Here is a 15605-nt window from a genome sequence, read left to right on the forward strand (position 1 = left end):
TTATTAAAGGTAATAACGCTGCTTACTTACTTCATTATCCTGGATCCTTTCTTTTCAAAAGTCCGGGATTTGAATCAGGTAATTTAAAGCAGTTTATATCAGTACCGGTATAATAGTTTTTATTTTTTAACAATAGGTTTAGACCTTACAAAGCTACTAAAAGGGCTTTGCTAAGATAGCAAAAAATTATCTCGTTCTGGCCATTCAATCGGTTAAAAAAGCCCGACGTTCAATTAAATTGTTTGCCGGATCTGGTAAAGTGGCAGATTGTAGGGATAGTAAATTAGAATAATTTTTTTAGGTTTTTTTGAGTTGTAATTTTTTACAATTAAATAAGGTTGGTAAAATTTTTATTCCTTTGCTATCCAGTTAATAAGGGGTTGTGGTTTTGTCTTTTCCCGTTTCTGAAAAGCTGAAAGTTTAGGTCCTTACAGAGGCTTCAGGAACAGGGAAACCAGAAACATAACTTGATTTAAAGAGTAAGATTAGCCATCTTAGACTTTATGGCTAGAAAAATCATTGTTTCGAACAGGCTCCCAATTAAAGTAAAAAAGGGAGCAGAAGGCGGCATGACCTTTGAACCCAGTGAAGGCGGCCTGGCTACCGGGCTTGGTTCCGTATATAAAGAAGGACAAAATCTCTGGATTGGTTGGCCGGGCTTATTCTTACAGGATGAAGAAGAAGAACAGATAGTAACCCAGGAATTGGAGCATGAAAGTATGCTGCCAGTTTTTCTGACGGAAACTGAAATTAAAGAATTTTATGAAGGTTTTAGTAACGAAACCTTATGGCCTACTTTCCATTATTTTTCCCAATACGCCGTTTACGAGCAAGACTATTGGGATGCCTATGTAAACGTAAACCAAAAATTCTGTGATCAGATTGTAAAAAGTTCAAATCCGGGCGATACCATCTGGATTCATGATTACCAGTTACTGTTGTTACCTTCTATGGTACGGGAGGCGCTGCCGGATATTAACATTGGCTTTTTCCAACATATTCCATTTTCTTCTTATGAGGTGTTCAGGTTATTGCCCTGGCGTAAAGCTATTTTAAAAGGCATGTTAGGAGCAGATTTAATAGGATTCCATACCTATGATGATGTGCGACATTTTGTAAGTTCGGTGACGCATATTGTTGGATACCCGGCTTCGCAAGGACTTATAGAAACTGGTAACCGCAATGTAATGGTGGATGCTTTCCCGATGGGCATTGATTATGAAAAATATGCCCAACTGGCCTCTTCCGACAAGGTAAAATCTATTGCAGCTGAGTTTAGAAAGGCTTTAAACAAACGCAAAATAATATTATCTATAGACCGATTAGACTATTCGAAAGGAATTCCGCAGCGGTTAAGGGCATTTGAGTTATTTCTGAAGGAAAGACCCGATTTCTATGAAAAAGTAACTTTAATTATGATTGTAGTTCCTTCCCGGGACCAGGTAGAAAAGTACAAAGAATTAAAAGTAGAAATAGACGAAATTGTTGGCCGGATAAATAGTGCTTACCGAACCATTACGTGGGCCCCGGTGCAGTATTATTACCATGCTTTCCCGCTGGAAGAGTTATCTGCATTTTATAGCTTGGCAGATGTGGCTTTGGTAACACCTATGCGCGATGGCATGAACCTGGTATGTAAAGAATATATAGCTAGCCGGACAGATGGCACAGGGATATTAATTTTAAGTGAAATGGCAGGTGCGGCCAAAGAACTTTCCGAAGCAATTCTGATTAATCCCAATGACGTGAACCAGATTGCAGAAGCGCTTTTCCAGTCTTTGACCACACCCGAAGCGGAACAGAAACCCCACATGACCATTATGCAGGAAACTGTCCGGAAATATGATATTCATCACTGGGTGAAAATTTTTATGGACCGGTTAGCCTATATAAAGGAAATGCAACAATCCCTTAAAACCAGTTTATTAACAGATGGAAAGCAAAAACAATTAGAACAGGCGTATGCCGAAGCAACTTCCCGTCTTATTTTTTTAGATTATGATGGTACCTTAATGGGCTTTTCCAGTGATCCACAAAAAGCTCAACCCGATACCGAGTTGCTGGATACACTGACCCGCCTGGCGGCAGATAAAAAAAACAGGGTGGTTATTATAAGTGGCCGCGACCATACTACATTGGGCTCCTGGCTAGGGCATTTGCCTATTGATATGATAGCGGAACATGGGGTGTGGTTGCAAAAGCACGAAACTTCTTGGGAAATGATTCAGAACCTGAAGAATGACTGGAAAGAGGATATCCGGCCCATTTTGGAAACTTATGTGAACCGGACACCTGGTGCTTTACTGGAAGAAAAAGATTATGCGCTGGTATGGCACTTTCGGAAAGTAGATTTGGGTTTAGGCGAAACCCGGGCCGGAGAGCTTAGCAGCCATTTGAGTTATTTAGTTGCCAATCGGAATTTACAAATAATGGAAGGCGACAAAATTGTGGAAATAAAAAACATTGAAGTAAATAAAGGTGTAGCGGCTTCGCGGTGGCTGGAAGAGTACCCAAGTCAATTTGTAGTGGCAATAGGGGATGATAGAACCGATGAAGATACTTTCCAGGTTATGCCCGAAAATGCCTATACCATCAAAGTTGGGAGTACGCGATCCAGAGCCCGGTTCCATTTAAAAACTTTTAAAGAGGTTCGGGAACTACTAAAAAATTTAAATAACCTGCAGGAATAGCAATTGCCAGATATTGCAGGTGATCTTAAGGGTTGAAAAAAATATATCTCAATAATAAATTAAAAAAGGTATTAGGTGGGAATTTAAACCTGATACCTTTTTTTAATCTACAAGAATTACAGCTATTTATTTAAGTTTTAACAGTTGTTGAAAAAAAGGGTGTTTCAAACACCTTTACAATTTAAAAGAAACAATAAAAGTAGTTCCTTTATCAGGCTCACTTTCTACCTGTATCTCGCCGCCTAGGGCTTCAATCTGAATTTTAGTTAAATATAAACCTAACCCCTTTGCATTTTCATGGACGTGGAAAGTTTTATACAAACCAAATAATTTGTGTTCTACCTTTTTAAGATCCATCCCAAGGCCATTATCACTTACCGATAAGAAAATTGATCGGTTATCTTCCCAGGATTTAATTTTAACCAGAGGCTGCCGGTGAGGAGACCGGTATTTTAAAGCGTTGGAAATAAGGTTGTGCAGTATGCTTTCCAGATATATTTTAGGTAACGTAATGTAAGGAACTTGTAAGTCAAATTCTAATTGCGCCTCGGTTTGTATAATAGCCGCACCTAAATTTTCTTTTTCTTTTTCTATTACCTGCAATAAATCTATTTCTTCAGCAGGAACTTGTTCATCAATGCGGGTTTTCAGAATGATGTTCAAATCTTCCACGGTATGAAACATATTTTTATTTATAGCTTTAATATGTTTCATAACAAAAGAAGCTGTATCTAGATCCGGTTCTTCCTCATAATACTCCATCAGGCCATCAACAGAAATTAAAGGCGACCGTAAATTATGAGACATTATATGAGCAAAGTCTTCTAATTGCCTGTTTTTATTTTGCAATAATTCATTTAAATGTTGGAGCGCAATGGTTTGGTTCCGGAGACGTAAGGCCACAATATCCTTAAGTAATATCTGGGTAATTTCCTGTTCATTCTGAGACCAAGGCATTGATTTTTCCTGGATTATCTCTTTCCAGTTTTCAAAGGACTTTCGCGGATGGATCCGCGCATCCTTTCCTAATTCAGGTTTTTCGGGATTGCCAGCCCAAATGCGGGTTTCTTTTATTTCGGGTTTAAAAAAGAGCAGATACTCCAGGTTGTATCTGGAGATTTCAATGGCTAACAAACCGGATGCTACTTCTTTATAATGGGTGGCTTCCGGTATTTTTTTTGATAATTCCCGGGTACAAAACTGGGCGTCTTTATTATGCTGCGAAAGCCATTCCAAAATAGCCATTATTTCTTTTTCCGGGGGAGTTTGTCCAATCGTATGAAGTTTGTTATCAAGAAAAATCGCAACCCCAGTGCCTTCTGTAATATCTAATAAAGTATACTTTCCGGTTAAAAGACCTTTGCACAGGCTATTGGCTTTACTTATCTGAGCAACTAGTTCGTCTTTCACATACCTGTAATTTGTTAACTCCTGTATATTGCGCTTTTCCTGAATGGAAGCAATAACATTGGCAAAAGTTTTGGTTATTAGATCGCCAAGTTGCCTTTTCCAGACATTAACAAAAACGGGTTTTGCATTATGGCACGTAATAATGCCCCAAAGAATACCCTTAACCATAATGGAAAAAGAAATACTGGCACCTACACCCATATTTTTCAGATACTCTAAATGTATTTCTGAGGGGTTCCGCAACTCAGACTCATGTATATTAATTGGATTGCCGGTACTAGGGTTAAAATATGGAATCAGGTTTACAGCCGCAGCGTCTACATCTGGTATTTGGCGTATGTGTTTGGTCTCTAGTATAGCCCGGGCCTGAACAGGAATATCGCTGGCCGGAAAATGATGGCCAAAATAGGAAGTTTGCTTTTCAGTCAGGGCTTCAGCAATTACTTCTGAATTCCACTCCGGATCAAACTGAATAATTTCTACCCGGTCATAATTCAGGATTTGGAGAATAGTTTGCGCTACCAGATTCGCTACTTCATCTAACCGGGATAATTTATTAAGCTCTAGTTTTAATTGAGATAATAAGTTGTTATCTTCTAATTTATCATTATCAGAAAGTGTAATAAATGGCTCGCCCTCCAATATCAGTTTTTCTTCGGAGGCATGTATAAAACAAAAAAACCGGCGGTTATTCAGGGAAATTAAATGTGGGTTTCCAGGTTCTTCCTGCCATAATAATTCCGTAATAAAAGCAGCCTCGTCGGAAGAAAATAATTGCGTTACGGGCTGATTAAGGAGTTGCTCAGGGGTTAAATCCAAAAAGGTATAAGTGTTCTGACTAACCTGTTCCAGCAAAGTGGTGGCTTTATCAATTATTAATAAAAATCCATGTGGTTGAATTCGGCCAATAATATGAATAGGTTCTTTATCACAATTAGAAAGATCGACTTGTAGATTTTGGTAGTTCTGCATGTAAAGGGAAAGCAATGGAATTAATGATGGATACTACGGAATATGTTGGTAGCTATTTTTATTTAGTAATTTACTAAACTAGTTTAAAGTTATTTGTTTCATTAACTGTTAAAACTTAAAATGGTTTTCGTTAGAGTCAAGGGCTAAATTTCGATTTTCAATCTAATGTCTATAATAAATAAAGCTTATTGTTTAAACAAATCTAAAACCCTTGTTAAGAAGTTGTAGTTAGCCATATTTGCAAAAGAATACAGTACCCGTGAATAAAAAAATCTGGAGAATTTTTGTGCTGCTTAGTTTACCCTTGCAGTTACTAATAATTCAAATTATTGCTGATAAATCAGTTTCGGTAGAAACCTATTATACATTTGGTTTTTATAAATCCCTTAGCCACTTTTTGCGCTTTATTTTTGGTAGTACCTCTTTTCCGGTGGGCCAGCTATTGTTCTATAGTCTGGTAGGTTTTTTGGTCTATTGGTTATTTACGCAGGTTCAGAAAATTTTTCATAAGCAGGTTTCTCTTTCACAGTTTCTTCGAATTGTTAGTTATCGGTCTGTGGCCTTTTTATCAGGGTTTTATTTTTTGTTTACCCTAATGTGGGGGCTTAATTACCATAGGCGCCCAATACAAGAAATCACCCGGATAAATTCAGACCAAATGAATGGGACCGAACTGGTGAACCTATGCCGCAAACTAATTCTGCTTACAAACGAAAGCCGCAAACGTGTTTCTGCAGACGAAACCAAACCTTTGAAGATTTTACTAAGCCAAGAGCAAATTTTAAAGCAGGCCTTGGCTGGTTACCAGCATATAAGCAAAATTTACCCGGAACTTACTTATTCCCGGCCAGCAGTAAAATCCGTTCTGGTACCTGAATTAATGTCTTTTTTTGGCATTGGTGGCATATATTTTCCGTTCACCGGGGAGGCTAATGTAAATATGGACCCGCCGGCATTTTTGCTGCCCGAAACGGTTTGCCACGAAATGGCGCACCAGATTGGAGTAGCTTCTGAAGATGAGGCAAATTTTGTGGCTTACCTGGTTTGCCGGTATAACCCGGAGCCGGCCTTCCAATATTCGGCCAATTATTCGGCCATGAAATATGCCATGAATCGCCTGCACTTCGAAAATCCGGATTTATTTGAACAATTTAAAAAAACGCTAAGCCCAGGTGTGCAGCAGGATTTAGAAGCAAATAAAAAGTATTGGGAAAGTTTTAAAAATCCTATTGAGGTGGTTTCGGATACCATTCATGATTTGTTTCTGAAAGCTAATGACCAGGAAGAAGGTATCAGAAGTTATAGTAGGGTAGTGGAGTTGCTGTTGGGCGAGTACCGGAAAAACGGACTGGACTTTTAATGTATAAGTGTAAGTTTTGGGCTTATATCTTGTTCAACCCTAAGAGTAGCGAATTAGCTTTTTCTGATTTAGTTTAAAAACTTATTATAATTATTAGGAATCAATAACTGGAAATTCAAACAATTACTACCTTATTCAGAAGGGTAATGGGCTAAAATCTCTCTCTTCTGTCGTGCCACAATTAAAGTAGGTAGTATACAAGAGTTAAGACTTATAGTAGTACAAGTGCATAGAAAACTTAATTGTTTTGAAGAATATTTAGCCTTAATAAACAATTTAAGACCAAGTATTTTTAATTAAATCTGGTAACTCTGCCAAGGAAGTTATGGTGTCGTAAAAATAAGCAGCTGCCTGTTCTTCGGGTACTATTTCATGAGTCCAGGTTTCGTGAAAAGGTACATGAATAGCCTTGCCGCCTAAAGCGCAGACTGGTAAAATATCTGATTTTACAGAATTGCCAATCATGATAAAGTTTTCGGCCGATATATTATGTTTGTGGAGAATATGCCTGTAAGTTCGTTCGTCCTTTTCACTTACTATTTCTATCAAGTCAAAATAATCGGCAAGGCCAGAACGGGCAATTTTTGTTTCCTGATCAAATAAGTCGCCTTTGGTAATCACCATTAGTCTATAATTTTCTTTTAAAGCCTTCAAGGTATTTTCTACTTCAGCCATCAGTTCTACCGGGTGGACTAACATGTCTTTGGCAAAAGCCATTATCTGGTGAATATCCCGGCCGGAAATTTGTTCTTTGGTAATTTCCAAAGCAGTTTCAATCATGGATAAGGTAAAGCCCTTGATGCCATAACCAAAAATGCAGAGGTTTCTTTTTTCAGTTTGGTAAAGCTTATCGTCTAAAAACTCATCAGAAACATATTTAGCTATCATAGCTTTAAATTTAGCCCGGGTAGAGGTAAATATAGTTTCGTTGATCCACAGCGTATCATCTGCATCAAAAGCAATAGTTTTTGTTTTCATAAATAAGCTTTCGCTAACCTGAAGTAAAAGTATGTAATAGTTAGAAGGAAGTTAAATATTCTCTTTAAATGCTGGTCGGTAAAAACGGCTTTAATTAAGTATATAGCAATAAAATAGCTTTATGTGTTATTGATCTTTTGTTTATTATGGTTTTGGTAATGTAGTAAATGGGAATATTTTATACTTTACTATGTTGGGTTGCTTTTACTTGTTCCCAAAAAAATTACCTAATATTGGTCAAATATGGTATTTAAGGTTTAATTAAAATTCTGATTTTTTCGTTATGAATAGGTATGGAATTTTTTGTGGCGAAGAACTCTGTTGTGCGGGAAATCTGGGGAAAAAGCGACACCATTCTTTTTATTTTTGCCGGTGCTTCTGCTGAATTTGCTTTAAACAAAGCAGTAGACTGGCTTTATTTTACAGGACGATTACCAGCCGACCCGTTAGGCCGATTATTTTCTACGGTTGCTTATGCCAGGCAAATTGTTTTTTCAGGAAAAGAAGGAGCTTACCAGGCTATAGATAAAATGCGGGCCATTCATGCCGGAGTAGAAACAAACCGGGGTGCGACTATTCCGGATTGGGCCTACCGCGATGTGCTGTTTATGCTCATTCATTATTCTATTGCTTCTTATGAAGTATTGGAACGGAAATTAACCTATCCCGAAAAAGAAGAAGTATTTCAGGTTTTTAACCAGGTTGGCACCCGTATGGGCATCCCAGGATTACCCCAGACTTATTCGGAGTGGCTTATAATGCGGCAAGGGCATTTAGAAAAAGATTTGCAACATAGTAACTATACAGCCGATTTATTTAAGCAGTACAGAAAGCACTTGGGCGCTTTGCGCTTCAAACTATTAACAGAAGCTCAGATATTGGTGGTTCCGGAAAGGGTAAACCAATTATTAGCTTTAGGACAGGTTTCCTTGTTGCGTCCCATATTGCCGATTTACCAGGTTAGCCAAAAAATAAAATTAGATGGGTTATTAAAGGCACTTTTATTACCATCTGCCTATAAAAATCAAATTTATGATTTAGACAAAAGGCCGGGCTAAAAATAATTTTACTTGTTTTCCAGCTTCTGTATAAAAGTGAGCATGTGGTCGTAGTGGGAGCCTTTCCAAAAAACTTGGTGGCAATTATTACAGGTGTAAAATTCCTGGAAGTGTAATTGCGTTTTAGGCAAAAGTTTCTCCCAAACAACTTCTTTTGGTACCGGGGAAATAGGGGAGTTACAAGTCAGGCACCGGGTAAAGGGTTGAAAATAAAGTTTTAAATGATAATAATTAACTACTTCGGCTAACTGTTCTTCTAAGTGTTGCGACCGGAGCCAATACCCCCATTTTATAACCTTATGCTTCAATAAACCAATATCTCGGGTAAGTACCACTCTATTTTCACTTTCAGCAATTCTAGCAATTGTCTTATCCTCATAAAATTTGTCGTAATAAGTATCAAAGCCAAGCATGCGTAACGATTTTGCTAGTTTTCCGGCGTGAACATCCACTATAAACCGGATGGGCAATGGCGGCTCTGTTAGCAATGAAAAAGGCTCGGGCCATTTCTCTTTAAGATTTTTAGGAAAGACTTCTACGTTTTGTCCAGGTTGAAGCAGGGTGGCGAAATTGGCCGGTGATTTATTTACCCGAATAATATCTACTTCCGGATGAGGAATACCTATGGCTTCTATGGCATCTTTTACGGCCGGAAGGTTGCTAAAAGAATATTTTATCCAGTTATTTTTCTTACCCTTAGGTAAAAAGTCATTTAATAATCCATGGAAGAGAAAGTTCGCGTATGAGTCCATATTTCTCCTTTAAAACGCAAAAATATTTTAGAGGATTTAAGCAAAAAAAAATCGATAGTGTTTTGAATGCGTATAATCGTGATTAAAACGTTAATTTTGTATTAAAATAATTTCCTGATTATCAGGCTTAATTTATAGGACCAAAATAAAATTAAAATAATCTTTTTGAATATTTTAATCTTAAAAGTAACTATGTCCTTTTGAAACACATATACATGGAATTACCCAGAATGGTCGGAGGCTAGAGCGGGTGAATTCTGTAACTGAAATACTATGATTAAAGACGATAACGAAACCGAATTAAACCCGGATGTAGTTTTAATTGGGGCCGGTATTATGAGTGCAACTTTGGGTGTAATGCTTAAAGAGTTGCAACCAAACCTGACCATAGAAATATTTGAGCGGTTAGATGTTGCTGCGGCAGAAAGTTCTGATGCTTGGAATAATGCAGGTACTGGCCATTCTGCTTTTTGTGAGTTAAATTATACTCCGGAACAGCCAGATGGAACAGTAGAAACTAATAAAGCCGTAAAAATTGCTGAATCTTTTGAAGTATCGAAGCAATTTTGGTCTTATCTGATCCAGAATAACTTAATTAAAATTCCTAGTAGCTTTATCAGAAAAATACCTCATCTGAGTTTTGTGTGGGGAGAGGATAATGTCAGGTTTTTGAAAACCAGGTATATGTCCTTAACCCGCTGCCATTTATTTAAAGGAATGGAGTATACCGAAGATCCGGACAAATTAAAATCCTGGATGCCTTTAGTAATGGAGGGCAGGAATAAAAGCGAACGTGTAGCCGCCACCCGTATGGAAATTGGTACCGACGTGAACTTCGGCTCCTTAACCCGATGCATGTTAAGTAACTTGCAAAAGAAAGAAGGCGTTCATTTACACTTTGGCAATGAAGTTACCAAACTTCGCCAGGAATCAGACGGCAGTTGGCGATTAAAAGTCAAAAAGTTATCTACTGGAGAAAAAAAAGTAGTAAATGCCAAGTTTGTTTTTATTGGGGCTGGAGGTGGTTCTTTACCGCTTCTAATGAAATCAGGCATACCAGAAGGTAAAGGTTTTGGCGGATTCCCGGTGAGCGGTCAATGGCTTGTTTGTACAAATAAAGATATTATAGAACGGCACGAAGCGAAGGTTTATGGTAAGGCATCTGTGGGAGCTCCGCCCATGTCGGTACCTCATTTGGATACCCGTATTATTAATGGAGAGCGGGCATTATTGTTTGGACCCTATGCCGGGTTCACCACCAAATTCCTCAAAAGCGGTTCTTTTTTTGATTTACCAAAGTCCATTAGTACCAATAATTTGCGCCCTATGCTCATTGCCGGTATTAAAAACATACCTCTTACCCGGTATTTAATTAATGAGGTAAGACAAACACCTGAAGATAGGATAAAGTCGCTGAAAGCTTTTGTGCCTACTGCTAAAATTGAAGATTGGAAATTGGAAGTTGCTGGTCAGCGGGTACAGGTTATCAAAAAAGATCCGGTTAAAGGAGGTGTTTTGGAATTTGGTACTGAAGTGGTAAGCTCAGCTGATGGCTCCATTGCTGCTTTACTGGGAGCTTCTCCTGGGGCATCCACGGCTGTTTCTATTATGCTGGATCTTATTAAGCGTTGCTTTCCTGATAAAGTTAAATCTGATGAATGGCAGAACAAGCTTAAAAAAATGATTCCTTCTTATGGGGAATCTTTAAGTAAAGATCCGGAACTGTTACAGAAAGTTAGATCCTGGACCGGCGAAGTTTTAGGTATTCAGGAAGTAAATGCTGAACCAATAAAATAAATTATACCTTTTTGAATTTGGAAGGGGGCAATAGCCCCCTTTTTCTTTTTAAAAGATTGGGTATATTTAAATATATAATAATATGTATACTTAAAAAAGTTATAAAATATACATTTTAGGGTTTCGGTTATTCATAATTAAATGTTAATTTTACAAGAAGGTTAACCTTTTAATATATGGTAGCCACTTTAATTGTAATATAACTATTTTATGAATAAATTTTTACTAAAAGTAATAAAACCGTTTTTGCCTACTTACGAAGTCGTTTGCACAAATTATCATGTTATCCCTGGTCATTTGGTAAATAAGAACCAATCCAGTCATACATTCGGAAAAGGAGCTTTTCAGGAAGCTGATGCATTTTATGGTAAAGTAATTAATTCTGATTATACCAAATTTATGGCTCCGGTTGAGGTGCATTTGAGAAGAAGAGGTAAAATAATTAAGAACACACAATACGGGCCGGTAGAAGAAGTGAAAAAATTTAAAATGGCAGCTTAGTATTTAACAGACATTAATAAAAAAAGGCTTCTTAGATTAGGAGCCTTTTTTTATATTATTGAATAAGGAAAAGGGAATGTATTTTGTGATGTTTTAAGGTGTAAAAGGTGAATATGATTGTTTATGCAAAGCACTAATATTGTATTATTAAATTATGAACGTTATTAATTATAAGTTAAAGTGCAATTTTTTATTAAAAGATAAGTGTGTTTTTATTTAGAATCATAGCCTGAGGGTAATTTCTTCCATAGCCATGTCTGCTAAATTTTGAAGCTCTTTTTGCTCTGCTTCCGAAAACGTTCTTGGTTTGGAATCAATAATACAAACTGCACCAATTCTATAGCCATCTGTTGTTTTGATAGGGGCACCAGCATAAAAGCGTAAACCAAAGTCGCCAGCTACGAACGGATTGGCCAATAAACATGGCTCTTTTAAAGCATCCTCATAAACGGTTACGGTTTCCTGAAGAATAACCATAGAGCATAAGCTTTCGCTACGAGGTACTTCCTGTATATTATTCAGGCCTATCGCAGCTTTGTACCATACGCGGTATTTATCTACTAGCGATATTAAGGCAATAGGTGTTTTAAATTGTTTGGCAGCGAGCGCCGCAATGTAATTGAAAGGTGCTTCGGGCTGGCTATCCAGAATTTTAAAAGATTTTAATTTTTCAACCCTCAACCAATCGTTAGTTGATATAAAAGGGACTTCCAGCATGTTCTCCATAATCCTAAATAAGAAAAAAGTTTAGCTATAAATTATAAAACTAAAGTTGTAATAAATATTTTCCTAAACAATTAATTACTAGTTTCTAATTAATCGTATTCTATTTGTTTATTGAATTTAATGTATAAAAGATGTGAAGGCAAACAACTTTTGATTTAAAAAATAACCCTAGCAGTAAAAGGAGTGCTTTGCCTAATGTAATAGGAGAGGTTGGTTTATAAGACAAATATTATAATCCTTTTTGGGTGTATTGGTCTATAAGCCGGACAGGATGTATAATCAATTAAAATTTTCATACCAATTGCTATAAAACAAAAAAGCCCTGCTCCATATATTGGGCAAGGCTTTTTTCTGTTACTTCGGAGTAAAAAGTTAAAAGTATTTAATAGTTGGACCGGGAATTAGCGGTATGGGGCCCTGTTGGAACCTGTTGGTCCCGGCGTGCTTCTTTTTCTACATGCAGTAGCAATACTCCGAAATCTTTATGCGTAATAAAATGCTTTTCCTCCTGCGGGAAAATTGCCTTTAGTGGTATTTTATAGCTTGGCCTGATAATAAGGCTGTACAAATCAATAAGGGGCTCCCCAGACTGCGTTTGTTCAGGCACATTTAGTGTAAAATTAGTAGCTAGGCTTCCGTTACTTGTTCCTGGTAATAATAAGGGCTGTAAACTTGGATAAACTTCAATTTGACGCTCCAGTAAGATCTTTCCACTAGGTAATCTTTTGTCACGGGTCCACCAGATATTATGAACGCTTTCCATTGCGGCTTGGGTATCTTCTTCCGTAGAAACTGCCTCTAAGTTTTTAAGGGTTTTGGCAATTAGCTCAGTCATGGCTTGCTCATAAGGCAAATCACTTTTTAATGCTTCCATTCCCAGAGTTACTCCCAATAAATTAGAGTAAGCATCTTCAATAGAAAAACTGGAATATCTTTCGGTTAATAGAGGAATTACCGAGGCACCGTACCAGGTAGCAATTTCGTGCCATATAGATAAATCATACGAAATGCGACCAGCTAATAATAATGCATCAGTATTAGTTAAATTAGCGGGTATAATCAGGTTTAATTCTTTCGTACCTCCTTCGTGACCTAAGCGGTGAATTGTTTTCCCATACTTCTGATTTTCGAGGATTAAAGAATACAAATAAGCTGTCCAGTCGGCCTGATCGCGTAAATGCCCCAGGTCTATAAAGCCACCACGTTTGGTATATATAATGCCATTTCCTTCTTTACTATTACCTAAATACTGGTGGGGTCCTAAATTACTGATATAGCTGATCTGGGTTACTTTTTTTACCGGGATAACTGCCAACTTTAAATCGGAGCCAAAAGAACAGCAGGTGCGAATAATGCGTGGGGGAGGAGTAGAAAGCTCTTTAGAATTTAAATTGACAGGCTTAGCAAATAAAGGGAAGATACTTAAACATATAAATCCTGACAATATTAATGGTAATAGTCTCATAAGCAGACAAAAGTAACAAATTAAGATGGATATGAAAAGTATCGGAACATTAGAAACCAAAGGAGGGAAAGATTGGTTTCTGAACAGACAGAAATTTGAATATATTTTCTGCTTTAAATTTAGTTGTTGAAATAGTAAAGAGAAAGTGCCTAATGAAAAAGCCCCAGCTACTGCTGAGGCTTTTTTTATGTATATAGGGAAGGAGATAATTACATCATACCACCCATGCCACCTGGCATTCCGCCTGGGGCACCTGCTTTTTCTTCTTCTGGTTCTTCAGAAATTACACAGTCAGTAGTTAACAACAGACCGGCAATAGAAGCAGCGTTTTCTAAAGCTAAACGAGTAACTTTAGTTGGGTCAATAATACCAGCGGCAAACATGTTTTCATATTTGTCATCACGGGCATTATAACCATAGTCGCCAGAACCTTCACGTACTTTCTGAATAACTACCGATCCTTCGCCACCAGCATTCGATACGATAGTACGTAACGGAGACTCAATAGCAGTACGGATGATGTTAACACCAGTTAATTGGTCGTCATTATCAACTTGTACGTCTTTTAATGCATCAATAGCACGTACTAACGCAACTCCACCACCAGCAACAATACCTTCTTCTACGGCAGCGCGAGTAGCGTGTAAAGCATCATCAACGCGGTCTTTCTTCTCTTTCATTTCAACTTCAGTAGAAGCACCAATGTAAAGAATAGCTACACCACCAGATAATTTAGCTAAACGCTCTTGTAATTTTTCTTTATCGTAGTCAGAAGTAGTAGTTTCCATCTGAGCCTTGATAGCGCCAATACGGGCAGTAATATCAGATTTCTGACCTTTACCATTAACAATAGTAGTATAGTCTTTGTCGATGATAACTTTTTCAGCTTGACCTAAGAAATCGATAGTAGCGTTTTCTAATGTAAAACCTCTTTCTTCTGCAATTACCTGACCACCAGTTAAGATAGCGATATCTTCTAACATAGCTTTCCGGCGATCACCGAAACCAGGAGCTTTAACAGCAGCAATTTTTAACGAGCCACGGATTTTGTTAACTACTAAAGTAGCTAAAGCCTCACCGTCTACATCTTCAGAGATAATGATTAATGGTTTACCAGTCTGAACTACTTGCTCTAATACAGGCAGTAATTCTTTCATGGTAGATACTTTTTTGTCGTAGATCAGGATATATGGATTGTCTAACTCAACTTCCATTTTCTCCGGGTTGGTTACAAAGTAAGGAGAAAGGTAACCACGGTCAAACTGCATACCTTCTACAGTTTTAACTTCAGTTTCAGTACCTTTTGCTTCTTCTACAGTAATAACACCATCTTTACCAACTTTGTCCATGGCATTGGCAATCATTTGGCCAATTTCTCGGTCGTTGTTAGCAGAAATAGTACCTACTTGTGCAATTTCGCTTGAGTTCTCGATTTTTCTGGATTGAGAACGAAGGTTCTCCACAACAGCAGCAACTGCTTTCTCGATACCTCTTTTCAGGTCCATTGGGTTAGCACCAGCAGCAACGTTCTTAGAACCGGCAGCATAAATAGCCTGAGCTAATACAGTTGCAGTAGTTGTACCATCACCAGCTTGATCAGCAGTTTTAGAAGCAACTTCTTTCACTAACTGAGCACCCATGTTTTCAATAGGATCTTTCAGATCAATTTCTTTGGCAACAGTAACACCATCTTTTGTAATTGCTGGAGAACCAAATTTTTTCTCGATAACTACATTGCGGCCTTTAGGACCTAAAGTTACCTTAACGGCATTTGCTAATTTGTCAACGCCAGCCTTTACTTTATTGCGGGCTTCGGTTTCAAACGAAATATTCTTAGCCATGATTTTTTATTTATTAGTTTATTTTAATTTTCTGATTTTAACTATTGCTTCAGCA

11 protein-coding genes are annotated in these 15605 nt (G+C 37.6%); 5 read left to right on the forward strand and 6 right to left on the reverse strand.

Annotated features, from left to right (window positions below; genetic code table 11):
• The first annotated feature begins 503 nt into the window (after window positions 1-503).
• Window positions 504-2690, forward strand: a complete 2187-nt coding sequence (locus tag ADHAQ_RS0118165; RefSeq protein WP_026464158.1) for a bifunctional alpha,alpha-trehalose-phosphate synthase (UDP-forming)/trehalose-phosphatase — start codon at window positions 504-506, stop codon at window positions 2688-2690.
• A 174-nt stretch (window positions 2691-2864) separates the two neighbouring features.
• Here ADHAQ_RS0118165 and ADHAQ_RS0118170 read toward each other — a convergent pair whose 3' ends face one another.
• Entirely contained in the window at window positions 2865-5072 is a 2208-nt protein-coding gene (locus ADHAQ_RS0118170) for an ATP-binding protein (RefSeq protein ID WP_026464159.1), read from the reverse strand.
• A 259-nt stretch (window positions 5073-5331) separates the two neighbouring features.
• On the opposite strand from ADHAQ_RS0118170, the gene ADHAQ_RS0118175 reads away from it, so the two are divergent.
• On the forward strand, window positions 5332-6432 hold the full coding sequence (locus ADHAQ_RS0118175; RefSeq protein WP_071781186.1) for a DUF3810 domain-containing protein: 1101 nt from the start codon (window positions 5332-5334) through the stop codon (window positions 6430-6432).
• Window positions 6433-6708: 276 nt separating this feature from the next.
• Here ADHAQ_RS0118175 and ADHAQ_RS26200 read toward each other — a convergent pair whose 3' ends face one another.
• The gene (locus ADHAQ_RS26200; RefSeq protein ID WP_034256910.1) at window positions 6709-7410 is read right to left on the reverse strand and encodes an HAD family hydrolase; all 702 of its coding nucleotides are present in this window, start codon (window positions 7408-7410) and stop codon (window positions 6709-6711) included.
• Window positions 7411-7703: 293 nt separating this feature from the next.
• Here ADHAQ_RS26200 and ADHAQ_RS0118185 point away from each other — a divergent pair, with 293 nt between their 5' ends.
• Window positions 7704-8468 (forward strand): oxygenase MpaB family protein, encoded by a 765-nt coding sequence (locus ADHAQ_RS0118185; RefSeq protein WP_026464161.1) that lies wholly within the window; start codon window positions 7704-7706, stop codon window positions 8466-8468.
• 8 nt (window positions 8469-8476) lie between these two features.
• Here the strand turns inward: ADHAQ_RS0118185 and ADHAQ_RS0118190 are convergent, their stop codons facing one another.
• The gene (locus ADHAQ_RS0118190) at window positions 8477-9220 is read right to left on the reverse strand and encodes a Mut7-C RNAse domain-containing protein (protein ID WP_026464162.1); all 744 of its coding nucleotides are present in this window, start codon (window positions 9218-9220) and stop codon (window positions 8477-8479) included.
• Window positions 9221-9493: 273 nt separating this feature from the next.
• On the opposite strand from ADHAQ_RS0118190, the gene ADHAQ_RS0118195 reads away from it, so the two are divergent.
• Window positions 9494-11017 (forward strand): malate:quinone oxidoreductase, encoded by a 1524-nt coding sequence (locus tag ADHAQ_RS0118195; RefSeq protein WP_026464163.1) that lies wholly within the window; start codon window positions 9494-9496, stop codon window positions 11015-11017.
• A gap of 210 nt (window positions 11018-11227) precedes the next feature.
• Entirely contained in the window at window positions 11228-11518 is a 291-nt protein-coding gene (locus tag ADHAQ_RS0118200; RefSeq protein ID WP_026464164.1) for a hypothetical protein, read from the forward strand.
• Between the two features lie 222 nt (window positions 11519-11740).
• On the opposite strand, the gene ADHAQ_RS0118205 is transcribed toward ADHAQ_RS0118200, so the two are convergent.
• From ADHAQ_RS0118205 to groL, 3 genes are all read right to left on the reverse strand, one after another.
• Window positions 11741-12244: a GAF domain-containing protein gene (locus ADHAQ_RS0118205; protein ID WP_026464165.1), complete on the reverse strand. Its 504-nt coding sequence runs from the start codon at window positions 12242-12244 to the stop codon at window positions 11741-11743.
• Between the two features lie 382 nt (window positions 12245-12626).
• A complete protein-coding gene (locus ADHAQ_RS0118210; protein ID WP_026464166.1) occupies window positions 12627-13688 on the reverse strand; it encodes a DUF4056 domain-containing protein in 1062 nt (353 codons plus the stop codon).
• A gap of 230 nt (window positions 13689-13918) precedes the next feature.
• Window positions 13919-15550 carry a chaperonin GroEL gene (gene groL / locus ADHAQ_RS0118215; protein ID WP_026464167.1) on the reverse strand — a complete coding sequence of 544 codons (1632 nt, stop codon included), beginning with the start codon at window positions 15548-15550 and terminating at the stop codon, window positions 13919-13921.
• Between the last annotated feature and the right edge of the window lie 55 nt (window positions 15551-15605).

The organism is Adhaeribacter aquaticus DSM 16391 (genome assembly GCF_000473365.1).
GTDB classification, from domain to species: Bacteria; Bacteroidota; Bacteroidia; order Cytophagales; family Hymenobacteraceae; genus Adhaeribacter; species Adhaeribacter aquaticus.